Annotated in this window: 22 protein-coding genes; 5 read left to right on the top strand and 17 right to left on the bottom strand. The window is 70.4% G+C overall.

The window, feature by feature from the left end; translation table 11 throughout:
* Positions 1–11: 11 nt before the first annotated feature.
* Genes amaP through ACKTSN_RS21750 form a run of 5 tightly spaced genes read right to left on the bottom strand, consistent with a single transcriptional unit; the run spans position 12 to position 2,439 of the window.
* A complete protein-coding gene (gene amaP, locus ACKTSN_RS21730) occupies positions 12–605 on the bottom strand; it encodes an alkaline shock response membrane anchor protein AmaP (RefSeq protein ID WP_409470638.1) in 594 nt (197 codons plus the stop codon).
* Positions 606–614: 9 nt separating this feature from the next.
* Entirely contained in the window at positions 615–1,304 is a 690-nt protein-coding gene (locus ACKTSN_RS21735; protein ID WP_409470639.1) for a DUF6286 domain-containing protein, read from the bottom strand.
* Entirely contained in the window at positions 1,301–1,747 is a 447-nt protein-coding gene (locus ACKTSN_RS21740) for an Asp23/Gls24 family envelope stress response protein (protein ID WP_409470640.1), read from the bottom strand. Before ACKTSN_RS21740 ends, ACKTSN_RS21735 begins: the two co-directional genes overlap by 4 nt.
* Positions 1,744–1,971 (bottom strand): hypothetical protein, encoded by a 228-nt coding sequence (locus tag ACKTSN_RS21745; protein WP_409470641.1) that lies wholly within the window; start codon positions 1,969–1,971, stop codon positions 1,744–1,746. Before ACKTSN_RS21745 ends, ACKTSN_RS21740 begins: the two co-directional genes overlap by 4 nt.
* Before the next feature lie 36 nt (positions 1,972–2,007).
* Positions 2,008–2,439, bottom strand: a complete 432-nt coding sequence (locus ACKTSN_RS21750) for an Asp23/Gls24 family envelope stress response protein (RefSeq protein ID WP_409470642.1) — start codon at positions 2,437–2,439, stop codon at positions 2,008–2,010.
* Between the two features lie 208 nt (positions 2,440–2,647).
* Here ACKTSN_RS21750 and ACKTSN_RS21755 point away from each other — a divergent pair, with 208 nt between their 5' ends.
* Positions 2,648–3,415 carry a hypothetical protein gene (locus ACKTSN_RS21755; RefSeq protein ID WP_409470643.1) on the top strand — a complete coding sequence of 256 codons (768 nt, stop codon included), beginning with the start codon at positions 2,648–2,650 and terminating at the stop codon, positions 3,413–3,415.
* 130 nt (positions 3,416–3,545) lie between these two features.
* Here the strand turns inward: ACKTSN_RS21755 and ACKTSN_RS21760 are convergent, their stop codons facing one another.
* The 6 genes from ACKTSN_RS21760 to ACKTSN_RS21785 form a co-directional block, all read right to left on the bottom strand.
* A complete protein-coding gene (locus tag ACKTSN_RS21760) occupies positions 3,546–3,707 on the bottom strand; it encodes a hypothetical protein (RefSeq protein WP_409470644.1) in 162 nt (53 codons plus the stop codon).
* A gap of 621 nt (positions 3,708–4,328) precedes the next feature.
* A complete protein-coding gene (locus ACKTSN_RS21765; RefSeq protein WP_409470645.1) occupies positions 4,329–4,736 on the bottom strand; it encodes a PIN domain nuclease in 408 nt (135 codons plus the stop codon).
* A complete protein-coding gene (locus tag ACKTSN_RS21770) occupies positions 4,733–4,960 on the bottom strand; it encodes a type II toxin-antitoxin system VapB family antitoxin (protein ID WP_151785147.1) in 228 nt (75 codons plus the stop codon). The genes ACKTSN_RS21765 and ACKTSN_RS21770 overlap by 4 nt, the downstream gene beginning before the upstream one ends.
* Before the next feature lie 321 nt (positions 4,961–5,281).
* Complete coding sequence (locus ACKTSN_RS21775) at positions 5,282–6,178, bottom strand: site-specific integrase (protein WP_409470646.1); 897 nt, start codon at positions 6,176–6,178, stop codon at positions 5,282–5,284.
* A complete protein-coding gene (locus ACKTSN_RS21780; RefSeq protein WP_409470647.1) occupies positions 6,099–6,305 on the bottom strand; it encodes a DUF6119 family protein in 207 nt (68 codons plus the stop codon). Before ACKTSN_RS21780 ends, ACKTSN_RS21775 begins: the two co-directional genes overlap by 80 nt.
* Before the next feature lie 44 nt (positions 6,306–6,349).
* Positions 6,350–6,868 (bottom strand): ATP-binding protein, encoded by a 519-nt coding sequence (locus tag ACKTSN_RS21785; RefSeq protein ID WP_409470648.1) that lies wholly within the window; start codon positions 6,866–6,868, stop codon positions 6,350–6,352.
* 176 nt (positions 6,869–7,044) lie between these two features.
* On the opposite strand from ACKTSN_RS21785, the gene ACKTSN_RS21790 reads away from it, so the two are divergent.
* The 3 genes from ACKTSN_RS21790 to ACKTSN_RS21800 all read left to right on the top strand — a co-directional run bounded on the left by ACKTSN_RS21790 (position 7,045) and on the right by ACKTSN_RS21800 (position 9,202).
* The gene (locus tag ACKTSN_RS21790; RefSeq protein ID WP_409474890.1) at positions 7,045–7,959 is read left to right on the top strand and encodes a helix-turn-helix domain-containing protein; all 915 of its coding nucleotides are present in this window, start codon (positions 7,045–7,047) and stop codon (positions 7,957–7,959) included.
* A complete protein-coding gene (locus ACKTSN_RS21795) occupies positions 7,922–8,053 on the top strand; it encodes a DUF397 domain-containing protein (RefSeq protein WP_409470649.1) in 132 nt (43 codons plus the stop codon). Before ACKTSN_RS21790 ends, ACKTSN_RS21795 begins: the two co-directional genes overlap by 38 nt.
* Positions 8,054–8,335: 282 nt before the next feature.
* On the top strand, positions 8,336–9,202 hold the full coding sequence (locus ACKTSN_RS21800; protein ID WP_409470650.1) for a hypothetical protein: 867 nt from the start codon (positions 8,336–8,338) through the stop codon (positions 9,200–9,202).
* 78 nt (positions 9,203–9,280) lie between these two features.
* On the opposite strand, the gene ACKTSN_RS21805 is transcribed toward ACKTSN_RS21800, so the two are convergent.
* Positions 9,281–10,330, bottom strand: coding sequence for an aldo/keto reductase (locus tag ACKTSN_RS21805; RefSeq protein WP_409470651.1), 1,050 nt, complete (start codon positions 10,328–10,330; stop codon positions 9,281–9,283).
* A gap of 133 nt (positions 10,331–10,463) precedes the next feature.
* On the opposite strand from ACKTSN_RS21805, the gene ACKTSN_RS21810 reads away from it, so the two are divergent.
* Positions 10,464–13,643: an ATP-binding protein gene (locus ACKTSN_RS21810; RefSeq protein WP_409470652.1), complete on the top strand. Its 3,180-nt coding sequence runs from the start codon at positions 10,464–10,466 to the stop codon at positions 13,641–13,643.
* On the opposite strand, the gene ACKTSN_RS21815 is transcribed toward ACKTSN_RS21810, so the two are convergent.
* From ACKTSN_RS21815 to ACKTSN_RS21835, 5 genes are all read right to left on the bottom strand, one after another.
* Complete coding sequence (locus ACKTSN_RS21815) at positions 13,621–14,415, bottom strand: ABC transporter permease (protein ID WP_409470653.1); 795 nt, start codon at positions 14,413–14,415, stop codon at positions 13,621–13,623. The two genes, ACKTSN_RS21810 and ACKTSN_RS21815, sit on opposite strands and share 23 nt — an antisense overlap.
* Positions 14,412–15,386, bottom strand: a complete 975-nt coding sequence (locus ACKTSN_RS21820) for an ATP-binding cassette domain-containing protein (RefSeq protein WP_409470654.1) — start codon at positions 15,384–15,386, stop codon at positions 14,412–14,414. Before ACKTSN_RS21820 ends, ACKTSN_RS21815 begins: the two co-directional genes overlap by 4 nt.
* A gap of 106 nt (positions 15,387–15,492) precedes the next feature.
* Positions 15,493–16,359, bottom strand: a complete 867-nt coding sequence (locus ACKTSN_RS21825) for a potassium channel family protein (protein ID WP_409470655.1) — start codon at positions 16,357–16,359, stop codon at positions 15,493–15,495.
* 306 nt (positions 16,360–16,665) lie between these two features.
* A complete protein-coding gene (locus ACKTSN_RS21830; RefSeq protein ID WP_409470656.1) occupies positions 16,666–17,364 on the bottom strand; it encodes a TIGR03943 family putative permease subunit in 699 nt (232 codons plus the stop codon).
* Positions 17,361–18,377 (bottom strand): permease, encoded by a 1,017-nt coding sequence (locus tag ACKTSN_RS21835; protein ID WP_409470657.1) that lies wholly within the window; start codon positions 18,375–18,377, stop codon positions 17,361–17,363. Before ACKTSN_RS21835 ends, ACKTSN_RS21830 begins: the two co-directional genes overlap by 4 nt.
* Positions 18,378–18,516 lie beyond the last annotated feature (139 nt).

Below are 18,516 nucleotides of genomic sequence, written 5' to 3' on the forward strand. Positions count from 1 at the left end.
CCCAGGAGATCTTAGGCGACGCGTTGGGAGCGGTGGCGGGCTTCCCGGAGTCGGACCTTCGAGGGGAGGCGGTCCAGGCCGGCCGAGTCCCGCGCGTGCGCGAGTGTTTCCCGGCTCAGTTGCCCCAGAGTCCGCGCTGGATCCGCATGAGGCTCCAGCAACAGCCGGACGCGGGCGGTGGGAGCGGTACTTCGGCCCGTCAGCCGTACATGAGCCCGCGAGACCCCGTCCAGGGCCTGCGCCTCTTCCTCGATCACGTCCTCCAGTGTGCGGCCGTCGAGTCGGGCCGCCGCGCCGTCCTCGCTGTCGACGAGGACCCCGCCCAGGCGGTGTCTGCGCTGTGCGAGGAGCCACCACAGCAGCAGGGCCAGCAGCACCGCGAGCACCGCGATGACGGTCGGCCACCACCAGCCTTCCTCCCGCCACCGGGTGCGTCCCTCGGTGCCCAGCACCACATCCTCCGGCCCACGGAAGGGCCACCAGCCCGGCACGTCGAAATCCCAGTGACGCTGCAGGTCCAGTGCGCCCAGCAGCACGCCGCCGCCCAGGGCGAACAGTCCGAGGCCGAGCAGTGCGAGCAGCACCCGGTTCGCCGTCTTGAGCATCGGGTCACCTCAGCCCTTATTCGGGCGCCGGACGCGCACGGCCAGTGTGGGTTGCCGGGCCAGGCCCAAGGACGTCACGGCTTCGCCCAGCTCGGCGTCCAGGTCCGAGCGGACCTCCTCAAGATCGCGGAAATGTGCCCGTGCCCGGGCCTTTACCTTCCGGCGGCCGACATCGACCTGTGCCGACTGGACACCGGGCACCTGCATGGCCCGGTCGCGCAGAACCAGGGCGGCCGCGCGGCGGTCAAGCCCGGCTCGGACGTCCTCTGTCCCAGGGATACCGGTGGGCCGCCGCATGGGCAGCAGCCTGCGCAGTCCCGGCGTCACCGCCAGCAGGAAAAGCCACAGGCCGAGGGCCATCGCCACCGCGGCCCCGACGATCATCCAGACGTCGTCCAGGGGCCGTGTGGCCAGTTCCTCGGCGAGCCGCCGCCGCCAACGCATCGCATTCCGGCCTGCCCGCACCGCGACCACGTCGTACAGGAGAAATCCGACGGCCGCGGCGGACAGCAGGGCTGCCAAGGCCGCGGGAATCCGCCGCGACGACCAGAAACGGTGCGCCGACCGGCCTGATCCGTCGGTCACCTTCGTAGCGCCCTCGGCCGCCCCCGGGGTGCCGTCGGCGGACGGAGCCGCCTGTCCCGGACCGGAGGAGAGGTCGCTGTCACCGGTCGGCTGCCGCGAGGTGTTCGCGCTCATCTCACCCTCTCCCGGTCCGTGTGCCGCGTATGCGCCGAGTGCAGTTGCTCGACCGATACCGCGAGGTCGGGCACCTCCATGCCGGCCCATGCCCTGATCCGCTCGGTGACCTCCCGGCGCACCGCGGCGCACTGCGCCCCGATGTCGGACGGATAGCCGAGCTCGACGGTGATGTGCAGCCGTGCCTCGCCGAGCACCGCCTGCCGTCCGGCGGCGGACTCGGCGTCCCGTCCTGCGCTGGTCCGTTCCGGCGCCCTCCGTACGGATGTGCTCACGTGTGGCGTCCGGCGGCCGGGTGGTACGTGGCCGGCCGACTCGGCGAACCGGCTCAGCGCCTCGCGCGCCACCCGGGCCGCGATCTTCGCGACGACCCGGTCGGTGACGACAGTCGCCCCGCGCTCCCCGCGGGGGACGCCCGGACGCTCATCGGCTTCCCCGCTCACCGCCGCCAGTCTCCCCGAGCCTGTCGCCTGTCGTCGCGGATCCGCTCCTGCCGGTCCCGGCGGCGGACGAAGTCGCCCGGTTCGAGATCACCCTCCATGAACCGCCCGATGACGAGACCGACGAGGCCCAGCACCAGCACCAGCAGGAAAGCCCAGAAGTCACCGAAATACGCGGCGAAACCCAGCGCCATTCCGGCCATCAAGCCCACCACGGCCCTGCTCATTTCGCGCTCCTTCACTCACGCGGGCTGCCGCCCCGGCTACTGGATCCGCTGCCGCTCCTCCCCTTCGTCCTCCTCGTCGGGCAGCTTCACGTCGCTGACCATGATGTTGACTTCCACGACTTCCCGCCCCGCCATCCGCTCCACCGCGGAGATAACGTTCTCCCGCACCTCACCGGCCACGTCCGTGATGGAGACGCCGTAGTCGACGACGATCTCCAGATCGATGGCCGCCTGCTTCTCTCCGACCTCGACACTGACCCCCCGCGTGGCGGACTTGCCACTGCCGGCACCGGGCATCCGCTCCCGCATGGATCCCATCGAGCGCGCGAATCCGCTGCCCAGGGCATAGACGCCGCGCACGTCCCGTGCCGCCATTCCGGCGATCTTCTCCACCACCACATCGGCGATGGTCGTCCGGCCGCGAGCACCGGGCGCACCGCCATACCTTGCGCCGGTGTTCTCAGTCATCAGGACATTCCTCCCTCCAGAGGAGGGCATCTTGCACGCTTTATTCAGACTATATTCTAATTGGTAGGTTTGCCTGAGATGCGGCGTATGAGGCGGGATGATCCAACGAGTGGCACGAACGTCCCCGCCCAGAGCCCTCGCGGACACTCCGAGCGCAGTTGCGGCAGGAAGAGGACCGCGACCATGGAAGAAGGAGGGTGAGAGGCCGGTGAAAACCGAGGCGTGGACGCAGGCAGTACGGCACCGGCTCGACCTGGGCCGGCTGCTCCCGCTCGGTGGGCCCGGCGACGGGACATGGATCACCGAACAAGCAGCCGTCCGGGTCCTCGAGCTCGCGGCCGCTGAGATCCCCGGTGTCCGGCTGGAGTCTCTGCGCATCGGGTCGGCACCGCTCGAGCCCGCGTCCGAGCCGACCGTCCGTCCGCCGGTCAGCGCGCTACCGCCTGGCCCGCTCAGGATCGAAGCCGCATGCACAGCACCCCTCGGGCAGCCGCTGCCCGAGACCACCGACCAGCTGAGGAGCGCACTGCTCAACGCGGCCGCTGAACGTCTCGGCCTGGCCACCGTGACAGCCGACCTGCGCGTCACGGATCTCCATGACGGCCCGGAGACGGGCGTGAAGTCGCGGACCGCAGCAAGGGCCATGAGGCCCGCGCCGGAAACTGCAGCCACCCGAAGCTCGCCCACGGTGACCGGAACAGGATCCATGTGGGGGCCCGTCCGGGAACTGGCGAACGTCGCGGCGGGTGTTCCGGGCGTCGCCCGCCTCACCGCCGTGCTGGGAAGCCGCCCGGTCAAGGTGGAGGACCATGACGATCCACCCGGCCGCCACATCGAGGTCCAGCTCGCGGTCGCCCGCGGCCACCATCCGCTGGAAGTCGCCCGCGCCGTCCGGGCCGCCGTAGCCGACGCAGCCACCACCGACAATTCCGGCCCGGTCACCGCCGCCGTCCTCATCACAGAAACCGCAGCCTAGCCAGGCGTCAACGGCAGCTCGACGCGTTGGGCCTGATCCGGTCACGCTTCTCCGGCCTCACCCTCGGGCGCAGGCCACACCGCAGCACCGCCCGGCCGAACGCACAGACACCCCCTCGGCCTTGCCATTTCTACTGTCGGCGCCTCAGCACTCTCCGGATCAGCAGGAAGGCCGCAACGGCGATCAGGGCAATCCCCATGAGGATCACGATTGCCCCGACGACGACCAGGACCGTCCCAAGCAGGATCAAGATTGTCCCGATTACGAGAAGAAACATCGCGAGGACGGTCACGGTCGCCTCCTGTCCCCCTCCCGACTCTGACTCCTTCCCGCCCCTATCGCAATCATTTCCGGACAAATCCACCAGCGCACCGCCCCGGCGGTGCCCGTCGGCTGAGGTCCGGCCTATTTGCGACCAGGTTGCAGCACCGGTCTCCAGCCCATGGCTGTGACCTGGGTAGACAGTGAACGAGTCAAGGTCTCCGGCGCTGTCGCCGTACAGCACAGAAGCACAGCGACTATGGCGACCACAGGCGACCGTCGCAAGCGCTAACAGCCTCGTAAACCAGACCAGGAGACCTCGGCGAACTTCGTGCCCGTAGTACGGGACGAAGAGGTCGTGGGTTCAAATCCCGCCACCCCGACAGGGAAGTACCAGGTCAGGGGCCTGATCCGCTTAGCGGGTCGGGCCCCTGAGTGGTTGTGGGGGCCAGTTTGGGAGCCATCGGGAGCCGACCCCAACTGGGGCCGGGCCCTGACAACCGTCGGCAAGAACACCGGCGACAACAGCATCACACCGAGCAAGGTCACCGTGAGGTTCGGCGACTTCGAGATGAGAGAGCTGAAGGTGCGCCATCGGGACGGCGGAGGTCGGGACGTCTGCGGTGGCGGTGGATCTCGGGGAGCTGACCGGCTACTTGAGGTCGATCATTCGGACCGGCTGCCCGGTGGTACGGGCGATGGTTTCGAAGTCGCGGTCGTAGTGCAGCAGGGTGAGTCCTGCTTCTTCCGCGGCTGCGGCCACGAGGAGGTCGACGGCTCCGGCACTGCGGTGCTCACCCTTGGCGGTGAGCTCGCGCTGGACGACGCGGGCGCGCCGGTAGATGCCGTCGGGCATGGAGCACCAGGTGAACTGGTTCAGTCGTTCCTGGATCGCCTCACGGTCTTTCGCGGAACGTGCGGAGTAGAGGATCTCCAGTTCGGTGAGGTCGCACAGGGCGATCAGCCCGGCGCCCATCCGCTGTTCCCACTCTTCGGTTGCCTGACGCAGCAGAACACGAGCCAGGGCCGACGTATCAACGAGGTAGTCGGCTACGCTCACCGGGCGGAACCACCTCGATAGTTGCGCTTGTCCAGGAGGAGTTCGACATCGAGGGCGCCTTCATCCGCAAGATCCTGCAGTTCATGCAGGGCGCGCAGGCGACGGTTGCGGGCCACGATCTCACGTAGGGCGGTGTTGATGGTGTCCCGTTTCGTGGAAGTACCCAGCTCCTTCGCTGCGGCTTCCAGGGCGTCGTCGTCGAGATCGATGACGGTTCTGCTCATGAGGCCCACCTCCGTATACACCGGATAGTGTATCAATATACATGATCGAATGTATCGCAGGGGTGGGTCGACCCAGTAAGACTCCGGGAGCCATTTGGGAGCCGATCTGCTCCCCAAGCCCTCCCCGTACCCTGCGAGCCCCCTCGACACCAAGGCTCTGACCAGCGGAAATGCCAGACCCACAGGTGTCGACCTCGCCCGAACCTCATTCGGGACGAAGAGGTCGTGGGTTCAAATCCCGCCACCCCGACGCTGGTCAGAGGGCCATTCGCATGATCGCGAATGGCCCTCTGTCATGCCTGGGGGGCCAAACGAATTTGATCAGGCCACCGCGTCGCCCTCTTCCTGGCCCTCCGTGCCCTCCCCTTCCTGATCTTCGGCGAAGATGTCATCCATCGCTTCGGCACCCTTCGCGATCACGGGCCGGAGCTGCTTCCGGTAGACCGCCTCAGTCGTAGCCTGGCTGCTGTGTCCGACCAGCAGGGCGATGGTTTCCAGCGGGATGCCATGGTCGGAGAGCAGGGACACGAAGCTGTGCCGGAGCTCCCGCGGGGTCCACTCAGGCTTCAGTCCGGCCTTCTTCAGGATGGCCTTGAAGTCGCGCCGGACGTCGGTCGCGTCGAGCGGCTCGCCGCTCCGAGTCGTGAAGACACGGCCGGTCGGGCTCCACTCCATCCCTCTCGATGCCCGCTCCTGCTTCTGCCACCGCATGTGCTCTTCGAGCACGTCGACCACCTGCTTCGGCAGAGCGATGGTCCGGCGGCTCTTCCTGGTCTTGGTTTCGCCGTGCTTGCGCACCGAGCGCCACACCGCGACGTGCGGCGGGATGCCGTCCTTTGTCTCCAGGAAGACGTGATCCCAGGTGAGGGGCCGCGCCTCTTCCGCGCGTACGCCACTGAGGAGCGAGAGCACGAGGTAGGCATGCAGCCGTGACGGGCGCGCGGCGGTCAGCACGGCTTTCGCCTGCTCCAAGTTCAGCGCCTTGCTCGGACGCGGCCAGGGCAGCCCTTCCGGTGCGGTGACGAGTAGGGCGACGTTCCACGCGGCGCTGCACGTCCCGCACCCCAATTCGCGAGGGGCGGCTCCGTGAGTCGGCCCGGCCTCAGGCTGCCCGATACAAAGCAGCAGCGCGCGGTAGCTACGCGACCAACCGCCGGATCCCAGTCGAGGTGATGGCCGGCGGAGTGGAGGCGATGCCGATGACCTCAACCTGAACACCCCACGGTTCGAGCGTCCTGGCCGTCTGTACCAGGGTGACCTGCGAGAACGGGAACAGCGTATCGGCGGTGAGGTCCGTGCCGTCCTTCAGCAGGATCGCGAAGACGAAGACGGAGAGGGGCCGCACTCCATGATTTGAGCGATAACCAGGGTTATCGCAAACCTCAGTCCTTAGAGGCGAGTTGGCGCCTCAACGGGCACCTCCGCCCATACCGTCTTGCCCACGGGTCGACGAGGCGCCGATCCCCACCGCACGGCCAGGACGTCCACCAGGAGCAGTCCCCGACCGGACTCGCCCTCGGGGAACGACGAGGGCGGAACCGTGGGCGGCCGCTTTGCGGATGCGGCGTCCGAGACCTCGATACGAACCAGGCCCGCAGCCGCGTCGAGTACGAGCCGGAGGCCGAAGTCGCGTCCGGGGACTCGGCCGTGCTGTACGGCGTTCGCTGCGAGTTCGCCGACGACGAGGGCGACCGTGCACGATGCGTCCGACGCCGGCGGGTAGCCCCACTCCTCCAAACACCGGACGGCGAGACGTCGGGCGAGCCGCGCACCTCTCGGCGAGGAGATGAACTGCTCCGCGAATGAGGGGAGTTCGTGTGCTGTGTCGGCGAGCGCGACAGTTTCCGCCGCGAGGGGCGCGGCGTTCCCGCGTGGCTCGTCTCCCGGGGTGGTCGTTCCTGTCAGCACGGCTTGTCCGTCCTTGTCTCTCGAGCTGAGGCTTCCCGTGACGTACGCGAGTCGTCACGTTCCGTGCCCAAGAGTCGTCTGATCGCCCTACGCTCGACAGGTGACACAGCCTTACTTTTCAGTCTGTAAGGAACGGAAGTGACGCTTTGGCCAACGGAATTGACCCCAGTGCGTCGATGGCGGCGCTGTTCGGCGCGCGGGTGCGCAGGCTCCGCATGGCGGCCGGACTGACCCAGGCCGAGCTCGGTGACAGGACGCACGTGGTGAGCACGCGGATCACACAGATCGAGCGGGCGTCCGGAGCGAAGCCGACGCTGGAGCTGGCGCGTGCGCTGGACGCGGCCCTCGGCGCGGACGACCTGCTGGTCGAGTTGTGGCCGTACGTGTACCGGGAGGCGTTTCCGGACTGGTCGCGGAGGTTCATGGAGTACTCGGAGCGGGCGGTGGCCATCCGCGAGTACGCGGCTCATGTGGTGCCTGGCCTGTTGCAGACGGAGGACTACGCGCGGGCGGTGCTGAGAGTCGGTCGAACACTCGGCAGCAAAGAGCAGTTGGAAGAGCGGGTCGCCCTTCGTATGGGACGACAGGAGCGCCTCGGTGCGCCCGATCGGCCCGAGCTGTGGGTGGTCCTCGACGAGGCGGTGCTCAGGCGTCCGGTCGGTGGCCAGGTGGTGATGCGTGAGCAGTTGGCGCGGCTGCTCGGGGCCGCGGCGGAACCTCACATCACTGTGCAGGTACTGCCGTTCGACCAGGGAGAGCACGATGCCATGGGCGGCTCGCTCACGGTGCTCACCATGCCGGACGGCTCAGAGACTGCCTACACCGAAGGTGCGCACTACGGCCAACTCATCGAGGATCCGGACGAGGTCAGGAGCTTCGCACTGACCTACGATCGGCTGCGGGCGGCAGCTCTGCCCCCGCTCATGTCGCTCGACATGATCCGATCCGTGATGGAGGACAACCACCGTGGAGCGAAGGTCCCGTCCCGATCTGAACGGCGCCGCCTGGCGCAAGAGCAGCTACAGCAATCAGGAAGGCGGCAACTGCGTGGAGGTGGCCGACGGGTTCCGGGCCGTCGTCCCCGTCCGTGACAGCAAGGTCCCGCACGGTCCGGCGCTGTGCTTCGAAACCGCCTCCTGGGCCGCCTTCATAGGCGAGTTGAGGGCCGGGCATCACCGTCCCTGAGGCCACCGGGCCCCGGCCGCCGTCCGCCTTCCGGGCTCACCGGGCTCTCGTCCGCGAGGGTCCGGTGGGCCACTGACCTCCTCAAAGAACCGGGGGAAAGAACCACCCGCCCACCCACCCTCCCCGCGAAGAAGCCCACGTCACCCGTCCGAGTGACCGGCTTGCAGGCGTGGGAAACGGGCGGTTACGTTCGCCGCGACAACCGCACACAGACGACGGCCCCCGGCCGGGACGGCAATCCCGATCGAGGGCCTGACCGATCAGGAAGAAAGCCCCTTCCCGATGGCTGACTCGCAGTCTAACGCGCGCCTGCGCGCCGACGCCGGAGCTCCGACCTCCGGCGTGATCCACGTACGCACCCGGCTGACCGCCGACTTCACCGTGATCTCCAACGCCCTCGCCCAGCGGCGCGGCAGCGCGGTCACGGTCGGCGTCGCGGCGTACATCTCCTCCCTGCCCGACGGCTCCTCCGTGAGCATCGCCGCCCTGTGCGAGCACTTCAGCGAGGGGGAGATCCTGATCTCGCGGGCGCTCAGGGAACTGGAAGCCACCGGTTACCTGGAACGCCGCCGTGAGCGCCTGCCCTCCGGACAGATCCGCACCCGGACGTACTTCTACGACATCCCCGGCGGCGATCCGGATCCGGACGGGCCGCCCGCGCCGCCGAAGCCGCGTCGGCCCCGAAAACAGCCCGCCGCTGCGGCGACCACGCCCACGACCGCACAGGAAACGGTGCACGCGGCCGCACAGGCCGAGGCGCCGGTCCCGCTCGCCGACGCCGACCCGCAAGCCGTCGCCGTACTCACCTCCCTGCGCCGGGTCGATCCACGCCTGATCCTCTCCGGACAGGAGGCCGCACGACTCGCACCGGCCGTCTCCCAATGGCTCGCGGCAGGCGTCGAGGCACCCCAGATAACCGAGTTCCTCACCGCAAGGCTCCCCGACCGATTCCGCGCTCGCCCGGCAGGCATCCTCGCCTTCCGCCTGCGCGAGACGCCCCTGCCCACCCCACCCCCGCCGGCGCGCACGGACCGCCCGGCTGTCCTGCCCTTCCAGACCTGCGACGGATGCGACCGGGCATTCCGCGCGCCGGAACCCGGACGCTGCAGGGACTGCCGATCCGGGAATCATCTCCGTGCGGCCGGCTGAGGCCCGCCTGCTCGGTCGAATCCCCGTCCACTTCTTGGTCACATCGCCGGGCGCCACCCTCAGGTGACCGGTCCCGCCTCAGGCGGCGGACCTGGACTCGACCACGCGTCGCCGGAGCGCCGGTGTGGTGAGCGACGGCGGGGTCCAGACGCCGTCCGGCGGGTAGACGTCGGTTCCGGGCGGCACGATTTCGTCGATCCGGTCGAGGACGGCGTCGTCCAGCAGCACGGACGTGCCCTTGAGTGTGCTCCGCAGTTGCTCCATCGTGCGCGGGCCGATGATCACCGACGTGACGGCCGGATGCGCGAGCGGGAAGGCGATGGCCAACTCCGGCAGCGAGCAGCCCACTTCCTCGGCCACGGCGACGAGCTGCTCGACGACCTCCAGCTTCGCGGCGGTGAGCGGCGCCGACGGATCGAAGCGGGCCGGGTGCAGGGTGGGACGTCCGCTGCTCAGATCGAGAGCCCGGCCCTTGCGGTAGCGGCCGGTCAGGAATCCCGAGGCCAGCGGGCTCCAGGTCAGCACCCCCATGCCGAGGCGCTGCGCCACCGGCAGCACATGCTTCTCGACGCCTCGGGCCAGCAGCGAGTAGGGCGGCTGCTCGGTGCGGAAGCGGTGGAGCCCGCGGCGATCGGCCACGTGGTACGCCTCGACGATCTCGTCCGCGGGGAACGTGGAGCAGCCGAAGGCTCTGATCTTGCCCTGGCCCACAAGATCGGTCAGGGCGGAGAGCGTCTCCTCGATGTCGGTCGTGTGGTCCGGCCGGTGCACCTGGTACAGGTCGATCCAGTCCGTTCCCAGGCGCCGTAGGCTGTCCTCCACCTCCCGGACGATCCAACGCCGCGAGTTGCCGCCCCGGTTGGGGCCGTCCCCCATGGGGAAGTGGACCTTGGTCGCAAGTACCACGTCGTCGCGGCGGTCCTTCAGGGCCTTGCCGACGACGGTCTCCGACTCTCCGGCCGAGTACATGTCGGCGGTGTCGATGAAGTTGATCCCCTCGTCGAGTGCGGCGTGGATGATCCGGACGCAGTCGTCGTGGTCGGCATTGCCGACGGAGCCGAACATCATGGTGCCGAGGCAGTAGGCGCTGACCTCGATGCCGGTGCCGCCCAGAACGCGGTAGCGCATGCAACTCTCCTTGGACGTCGTCCTGTTGGTAATGCTGCGACCCTACGAGCTGGAGTCGGCTCCAGGGCAAGCGTGGATTGTCGAGGACGGCGCCCCACGGGTGCGTCCGCGCGCCGCTGGCTAATCTTCATGCGTGACGACCGAGTTGGCTCTGCTGCCCCAAGTCGCCCATCGCGGGCGGGAGATCACCGCGCCCCGGCTGCGTGTGCTGTTGGCGTTGCTTGCGGAGGATCTGCGTGCCGGGTGCAGCACGGGCCGGCTGGTGGAGGGGCTGTGGCCGGACGAGCAGCCGGAGCGGCCGGGCAAGGCGGTGCAGGTGCTGGTGTCGCGGCTCAGGTCGCAGGTGGGCGCCGACCTGGTCGTGAGCACACCGACGGGGTACCGCCTCGCGCTGGCGGAGACGCAGGTCGACAGTTCCGCGCTCCTGCTGTACGACGCGACGAGCGCCGAGCGCGCGAGGGCCGGGGATCACGAGGGCTCCCTCGCGCAGGCCGAGGCCGGGTTGGCGTTGTGGGACGGGAGCGTGGGCGCCGGGGCGGGTGAGGACCTGCACGATCCGGTGGTGGCGCTGCGTGCCGATCGGGTGCGGGTGTTCCGTTCGCTGGTTCGCTGCCGGGCGCTCGCCCTCGCCCGGCTGGGGCGGCGGGAGGAGGCCGCGGCGCCGCTGGCCGAGCTGGCCCGGGAACTGCCGCGGGACGAGGAGGTGTTGGCGGAGCTGCTGCGCTGTGAGGCGGCCACCGCGGGCCGGGCCGCGGCGCTGACCCGGTACGACGCCTATCGCCGCGAGCTGCGCGATGAGTTGGGTACCGATCCGGGGCCCGGACTCCGGTCCGTGTACCAGGAGTTGCTGCGCGCCGATGCGCCTGCGGTCCGCCACGGCGTGCCGCACGAGCCGAACCCTCTGCTGGGGCGGGACGCCGACATCGCTGCCGTGGCCGGGCTGCTGCGCGAGGCCCGGGTGGTCACCGTCGTCGGTCCCGGCGGGCTGGGCAAGACCCGCCTCTCGCATGCGGTGAGTCGGGCGGCCGAGCAACCCGTGGTGCATTTCGTCACCCTGGCCGGTGTCACCGCCGACGACGACGTGGCCGGTGAAGTGGCCTCGGCCGTCGGCGGCGGGGAAGGGCGGCAGTTCGTCGGCGGCGGGGATGCGGTGAGCGGCATCATCGCCGCGCTGGGTGCCGGGCCCGCCCTGCTGGTGCTGGACAACTGCGAGCATGTGATCGTCGGCGCGGCCGGTCTCGTACAGGCGCTGGTGTCGCGGTCGAAGGAGCTGCGGGTACTGGCCACCAGCCGGGCTCCGCTGGGGCTGACCTCGGAGTCCGTGTACGCCCTGCCGGAGCTTGCCCTGGCGACCTCGGTCGAGCTGTTCGAGCAGCGGGCGCGGGCCGCCCGGCCAGGCGTGGAACTGCCCGCCGACCGGGTGTCCGAGATCTGCCGTCACCTGGACGGTCTGCCGCTCGCCGTGGAGCTGGCCGCGGCCCGTGTGCGGGTGCTGTCCGTGGCCGACATCTCGCGTCGGCTCCGGGACCGTTTCGCGCTGCTGCGCGGCGGCGCGCGCGACGCGCCCGAGCGGCATCGCACGCTTCAGGCCGTGGTCGAGTGGAGCTGGAATCTGCTGGAGCCCGACGGCCGGGCGGCACTGCGGGCGCTGTCGGTGTTCCCCGGGGGCTTCACCGAGGACGCGGCGGAGTACGTCCTCGGCGAGACGGGGGATGCGCTGACGCTTCTGGAGCAGCTGGCCGGTCAGTCCCTGATCAAGGTGGGCGACAGCCCTTCCGGGGTGCGCTTCCACATGCTGGAGACGCTCCGGGAGTTCAGCGCGGCCCGGCGCGCCGGGGTCGGCGAGGAGGAGGTGGTGACCGACCGGTTCCTGTCCTGGGCCCGGGACTTCGGCCGCGGCCACCACGACGTGCTGTTCGGCGACGGCCTGTTGTCCGCCGCCTGGGCACGTATCCGCGCCGAGCAGGACAACCTGGTCCTGGCCCTGCGGTACGCGCTGGCCCGCGACGACGGGCCCACCATCGCGGCCCTCACCGCCGTGCTGGCCTCCATGTGGGCCACCGGCTCCAGCTACGCCCGGCTCGCCGCCGTCGCCACCGAGACCGGCGGGCCGCTGTCCCACTTCCGCCCGGGCCCCGAGGACCCCGAGGACGTGGAGGCGGCCCGCAGCGCGGCGACGGTGTGCACCGCCAGCCTCTTCATGGGCCTCGGCCCGCACGCCGTACGCCACCTCGTCACACTGCGCCGACTGCCGCCCGCGCCGCCGGACACGCTGGCGCGGGCGCTGGCCGCCGTCCTGTGCGCCGTCCCGGACATGCACCCGCCGGAGTACGCGCGACTGCGGGAGCTCTGTGAAGCCGACGAGCCGCTGCTGGCGGGCGTCGCCTCGTGCGTCGCCAGCTATGTGTGGGAAGCCGAGCACGACGTGGAGCGTGCCCTGGAGTACGCCCGCCGGATGCTCGACACCGTGGTGCCGCTCGGCAATCCGGCCCTGCATCTGCTGAGCCGGGGGCGGCTCGGCGAGTTGTGCCTGCAGTCCGAACGGGGCGCGGAGGCGTACGAGCATCTGCGGGCCGCGCTGGACGCGTTCGACGAGTTCGGCGCCTGGTCGGACACGATCGGCGTCCACGCGGGGCTGGTGCTGGCCTGCCTCCAGCGCGGGGAGGTCGACGAGGCGGAGTACTGGCTGGGACTCGCCGCGACCCCGGAGAAGCAGCCGGAGGACGCCCTGAGCTTCAGTTCCGACCTGCCGGTCCGGGCGGAGATCGCGCTGGCCCGGGGGCTGACCGAGGTCGGGCTCGGGCTGTGGCGGCAGGCGGCGGAGCGGACGCGGGAGGACAGCCTGCGGCACGCCGACGATCCGTTCGTGGATCCATGGTCGCTCCAGGTGCAGTCGGCCACGCTGGCGGCACACGCGCAACACGGCCGGCTGGAGCCGGTGGCGGGACTGGCCGGGCAACTGCGGGAGCGGCTGCTGGAGATGCTGGCCGGCCCCTCGGGCCTGTCCGGTTCCACCGGGTCCTCCGCTGACCGGGCTCCGGTGGAACTGCCGGTGTACGGCACCGTACTGCTCGCGCTGGGCTTCGCCGGGCTCGCCCGGGGCGACGAGGCGGCCGTACGGCTGATGGCGCTGGCGGAGCGGATGCCGGCGGTGCGGGAGTACCCCACCTTGTCCTTCACCCGTTCCCGGCAGGCGGCCCAGGACACCGACAGGGCGGCGTACGCCGACGCGGTGTCGACGTACGCCGCCCTGGGGCGGGAGGAGCTGCGGGCGGTGGCCCTGCGTGAGCTCAATGCCGGGGTTCGCGGTTGAACTGCGCCTTGGACCACAGGTAGCCGAGTACGACCAGCCCCAGGGACCAGGCGACGGCGAGCACGGCATTCGTCGTACCGATCCCGGTGCCCAGCAGCAGCCCGCGCAGGGTCTCGATGGCGGGCGAGAACGGCTGGTACTCGGCGAACCAGCCGAACCAGCCCGGCATGTCGTCCACCGGCACGAACGCGCTGGACAGGAACGGCAGCATCACCAGCGGCTGTCCGAGGTTGCTGGCACCCTCCGCGTTGGGGCTCACCAGGCCGACGCCGACCATGAGCCAGATCAGCGCGAGGCTGAACAGGGCCAGCAGTCCCGCCGCCGCGATCCACTCCACCGGCGTCGCGTCGGGCCGGAACCCGATGGCCAGCCCGATGCCCAGCACCAGCGCCAGGGCCATCAGCGTCTGGATCACGCTGCCGATCACATGGCCGATCAGCACGGAGGTGCGGGAGATCGCCATGGTGCGGAACCGGGCGATGATGCCCTCGGTCATGTCCGTGGCCACGGACACCGCGGTGCCCATCGAGCTCATGGCCGCGGTCAGGAGAAGGATGCCGGGGACCAGGTAGGCGACGTAGTCGGCACGGTCCGCGGGGCCGCCGGTGATGCCGGCGCTCATCACGTCGCCGAAGACGTACACGAAGAGCAGCAGCAGGATGACCGGGGTGAGCAGGAGGTTGAGGGTGAGGGAGGGGTAGCGGCGGGCGTGCAGGAGGTTGCGCCGCAGCATGGTGAGGTTGTCGCGGTAGGCGTGGCCGGCGGCGCTCATCGGACGTTCTCCTTTTCGGTGGACTGGGCGGGGACGGTGCTGCTCCCGGTCAGGGCGAAGAACACGTCGTCCAGGTCCGGGGTGTGCACGGACAGTTCGTCGGCCTCGATGCCGGCGGCGTCGAGCCAGTCGAGGATGGCGCGCAGCTCGCGCTGGCTTCCGTCGCTGGGGATCTGCAGGGTGAGTGCCTCGTCGTCGCGGGTGGTCTCGCGCAGTGCGGTCGCCGCCCGTTCGTACGCCACCGGGTCGGAGAAGCGCAGCCGTACGTGGCCGCCGGGGACGAGCCGCTTGAGCTCCTCGGCGCTGCCCTCGGCGGCGAGCTTGCCGCCGTTGAGCACCGCGATGCGGTCGGCGAGCTGGTCGGCCTCCTCCAGGTACTGGGTGGTGAGGAAGACGGTGGTGCCGCCGGAGACCAGCTCGCGGATGATCGTCCACATGTTGTGGCGGGAACGCGGGTCGAGACCGGTGGTCGGCTCGTCGAGGAAGATGATCCGCGGACTGCCGACCAGGGTCATGGCGATGTCGAGGCGGCGCTTCATGCCGCCGGAGTAGGTGGAGGCGGGCTTCTTCGCGGCCTCGACCAGGTCGAAGCGCTCCAGCAACTCGGCGGTCACCCGCCGGCCCTCGCTGCGGGAGAGGTGGTGCAGGTCGGCCATCAGGAGCATGTTCTCCTCGCCGGTGATCAGCCCGTCCACGGCGGAGAACTGCCCGGTGACACCGATGGCGGCGCGTACCGCCTGGGCCTCTGCGGTGAGATCGTGCCCGGCGATCCGCGCCTGCCCGCCGTCGGCGGAGATCAGCGTGGACAGGATGCTGACCGCCGTGGTCTTGCCCGCACCGTTCGGCCCGAGGAGAGAGAAGATCGTGCCCGCGGGCACCTGGATGTCGATGCCGTCGAGGACGGTCTTGTCCCCGTAGGACTTGCGCAACCCCGTGGCTGCGATCGCGAGTTCTTGATGCGTCGTCGTCATGCCGCAGAGCTTGCGGCCGGGACGGTTCAGAACGCTTTCAGCCCGGTTTCAGCGCCTGGAGAAGGCTTCAGGACGTTGAAACCTGCAGGTCAGAGCACACGCCGACTCAGCGGTTGCCGTGGTCGCGGGCGTAGGAGGCCAGGATCTGCTGCCGGGTGCCTGCGGTGTGCAGGAAGCGTTCGTCCAGTACGGCGGCGAGGTCGTCGAGTGAGGTGGCGAGCACGGCCCCGGCGTTTCGCGCGCCCGGGTGCCCGGTCAGCCGTGCCTGCTCGGCGAGTTCGGCGGCGTAGCCGAGGTTGAGGGCCAGCGAGATGTCACCGGCTCCGTCGTGGAAGTAGTACGACTCGGGGTACTGGAGGAAGTCCACACAGGCGCGTGCGATGTCGGCGGCGAGTCCGTCGAGGAGGGCGGCCCCCGCATCGGAGGCCAGGTTCCCGGCCGGCGGGCCGGCCCGGCGCAGCTGGGAGACGCGCAGTGCGAGGGCCCGTCGCCGCGCGAGGGCGGGATAGATGCCGAGGATCCAGGAGACGGTGGCGGTCAGCAGCGTGAAGCCGACCAGTGCCTCCAGGGGCGCGACGATGCGCAGCCAGTCGGCGGAGGGTGCGATGTCGCCCAGGCCGAGCGTGGCGACGGTCACCAGTGAGAGGTACAGGGCGTCCACCGGCCCGGAGTGCTCGGACGGTTTCAGCGCGCCGGAGAAGGCGAACGCCCCCGGCATGTGCGGCCAGTACACCAACGCCCAGCCCACGGCCACGGTGCAGGCCCATGTGCCCACCACGGCCACCATGCCGACCGGCCCGGCCAGGCCCGCGGCCCGCCGGGCCTTGCGGCCCCGGGTGGACAGCCGCCACAGCAGACTCATGACGAACCTGCTCAGGCCCCCGTGGCGGGTGGGATGCCACAGGGTGTGGAACACGTCCCGCAGGATGATCAGCACCACCGCCGCGCCGATCAGTGTGACCAGCCATTCCATGCGACCTCCCCGGTTCACCCGCCTCGGGTCCAGCATGCGGCGGTCCCCGCCCGGAGGCGGTCACACACTCCGCTCACCCGTTCACTGTCGGGACGGATCGGCAGTGGTGGACCAGCCGCAGACGTGGTGTGCTGGGAGTCGACGGGAAGGACCCGATTCGAGACGCGGGGAAGCGGTCCCGAGCCGCGCACCGCGCAATCCGGATCCGCGAGAAGCGGGTAGAGCCCTTCCCGTCCTTCATGTCCGGCCTTCACGCGGCCGGATGATCGTGCCGCAGCCGGAAGTATCAGGATGAATACCGGCGGGTCAGCTGTTCCAGCTCTCGTCGTACGGATCGGCGGGCTCCGGAACCGGCCTTGCGGTCGTGACCTCGACGAAGGGGATCGGGCCCCCGTTGACCGGGTCCTTCGTGCGGCGGGCGGTGTATGTGCCGGTGACCTCCAGCCAGGCGTCCGGTTGCAGGACCGGGGGTACGCGGCCGGTCAGGCCGATCTTGACCGGGAGGCCGTCGGCGGCGCAGCAGTTGAGGGCGATACGGACCAGGTACGGCGTGCCGGCCCGGTCCAGCGCGACGAAACCGGTGATCTTCACCCGGCGGTCGCGCAGCGAACGTCCGTCGTCGTACACCGCGCGGGCCGCGTAGTCGGCGACGCCCAGGCGGACCGGATCCCCGGCGGGCAGCGGCGCGTAGGCCGGAGGCTGCTGCAGGGCTGTGCCCGTGCGCATCGCGCTGTACGAGCCCAGGGCCGGCGGTGCGATGAGAATGAGGGCGAGGACCGGCAGCAACAGGAGCCAGGAGACGCGGGGTTCGTGGTGCCGCGGTGCCGGATTCCGCCGCTCGTACCACACCGTCGCCACCGCCGCCGCGACCAGTACGGCACCGGCGGCCAGCAGCAGCGGCCGCAGACCCGCCTTGACGTACCGCAGCGACAGGTCGGTGGCACCCGCGTGCAGCAGGGACGCGCCCAGCAGGAACAGCACCGCCGCCTGCGCGTGCCGGTTCACAGCAGCACCGCCCCGGTCAGCGCGGCCACGGCCACGGCGACGGCGAAGGTCGCCGGGGCGAAGCGCAGGGCGAAGCCGCGGCCGAAGGTGCCCGCCTGCATCGCGAACAGCTTCAGGTCCACCATCGGCCCGACCACCAGGAACGCCAGCCGGGCCGTCGGCGAGAACTGGGTCAGCGACGCGGCCACGAACGCGTCCGCCTCCGAACAGATCGACAGCAGTACGGCGAGCACGGCCAGGGCGAGCACCGCCACCACCGGGTGGTCCGCCGCCGCGCGCAGCCACTGCTCGGGGACGACCGCCTTGAGGGTCGCCGCCGCCATCGCGCCGATCACCAGAAAGCCGCCGGCGTGCATCACGTCGTGCCGCACCGACCCCCAGAAGGCCGCTCCCCGGCCCTGACCCTCGTACGACGGACGGGCCGACGGACGCAGCCAGTCGGTGCGGCCGAGCCGCTGCCACAGCCAGCCCATCGCACACGCCACGACCAGGCTCGCGACGAAGCGAGCCAGCACCATCTCCGGTTCGCCGGGGAAGGCGACCGCCGTCGCCGTCAGCACGATCGGGTTGATCGCGGGCGCGGAGAGCAGGAACGCCAGTGCGGCGGCCGGGATGACACCGCGCCGCATCAGCGCGCCGGCCACCGGCACCGACGCGCACTCGCAGCCGGGGACGACCGCGCCCGCCAGCCCCGCGACCGGTACGGCCGTGGCGGGCCGGGCGGGCAGCGCACGGGCGAAGACCGACGGCGGTACGAACACGGCGACGGCCGCCGACAGCAGCACCCCGAGCACCAGGAACGGCAGGGCCTGCACGACCACCGCGACGAACACCGTCGTCCAGCTCTGCATCACCGGCGCGGACAGGGCGCGGCGGATCGGCGCCTGGGCGAGGAGCAGCAGGAGCAGGGTCACGGTGAGGACGAGGGGGGAGCTGAGGTGCCAGCCCTCCGGATCCGGCGACCCCGCCCGTTCATCGGGCCGCGGGACTGCTTCGGTGACGGTGTCGGCCACGGGTCGGGGTCCCTCCGTTGTACCGGGTGCGAGGTGCCAGGCGCGAGGCCTCCCCTTCAGTACGGCGGGCGAGGAACGGATGTTCAGTCAGTTGCTGGAACCATCCGTCCCGGTGGGGCAGTCTTTTCCCTCGTGGGGA

Origin of the sequence: Streptomyces flavusporus, assembly GCF_046267975.1 — a bacterium.
In the GTDB taxonomy this organism is placed as follows: Bacteria; Actinomycetota; Actinomycetes; order Streptomycetales; family Streptomycetaceae; genus Streptomyces; species Streptomyces flavusporus.

What these genes read in the sequence shown, in the direction of transcription:
- ACKTSN_RS21805 (WP_409470651.1), bottom strand. Translation starts at nt 10,330, where the DNA reads ATGCGCTACCGCGTTCTGGGCGGCACCGGCATCGAGGTCAGCGCCTAC.
- ACKTSN_RS21815 (WP_409470653.1), bottom strand. Translation starts at nt 14,415, where the DNA reads ATGAGCGCCGCCGGCCACGCCTACCGCGACAACCTCACCATGCTGCGG.
- ACKTSN_RS21770 (WP_151785147.1), bottom strand. Translation starts at nt 4,960, where the DNA reads ATGAGCAGAACCGTCATCGATCTCGACGACGACGCCCTGGAAGCCGCA.
- ACKTSN_RS21800 (WP_409470650.1), top strand. Translation starts at nt 8,336, where the DNA reads ATGGCTGACTCGCAGTCTAACGCGCGCCTGCGCGCCGACGCCGGAGCT.
- ACKTSN_RS21750 (WP_409470642.1), bottom strand. Translation starts at nt 2,439, where the DNA reads ATGACTGAGAACACCGGCGCAAGGTATGGCGGTGCGCCCGGTGCTCGC.
- ACKTSN_RS21735 (WP_409470639.1), bottom strand. Translation starts at nt 1,304, where the DNA reads ATGAGCGCGAACACCTCGCGGCAGCCGACCGGTGACAGCGACCTCTCC.
- ACKTSN_RS21825 (WP_409470655.1), bottom strand. Translation starts at nt 16,359, where the DNA reads ATGGAATGGCTGGTCACACTGATCGGCGCGGCGGTGGTGCTGATCATC.
- ACKTSN_RS21790 (WP_409474890.1), top strand. Translation starts at nt 7,045, where the DNA reads ATGGCGGCGCTGTTCGGCGCGCGGGTGCGCAGGCTCCGCATGGCGGCC.
- ACKTSN_RS21745 (WP_409470641.1), bottom strand. Translation starts at nt 1,971, where the DNA reads ATGAGCAGGGCCGTGGTGGGCTTGATGGCCGGAATGGCGCTGGGTTTC.
- amaP (WP_409470638.1), bottom strand. Translation starts at nt 605, where the DNA reads ATGCTCAAGACGGCGAACCGGGTGCTGCTCGCACTGCTCGGCCTCGGA.
- ACKTSN_RS21820 (WP_409470654.1), bottom strand. Translation starts at nt 15,386, where the DNA reads ATGACGACGACGCATCAAGAACTCGCGATCGCAGCCACGGGGTTGCGC.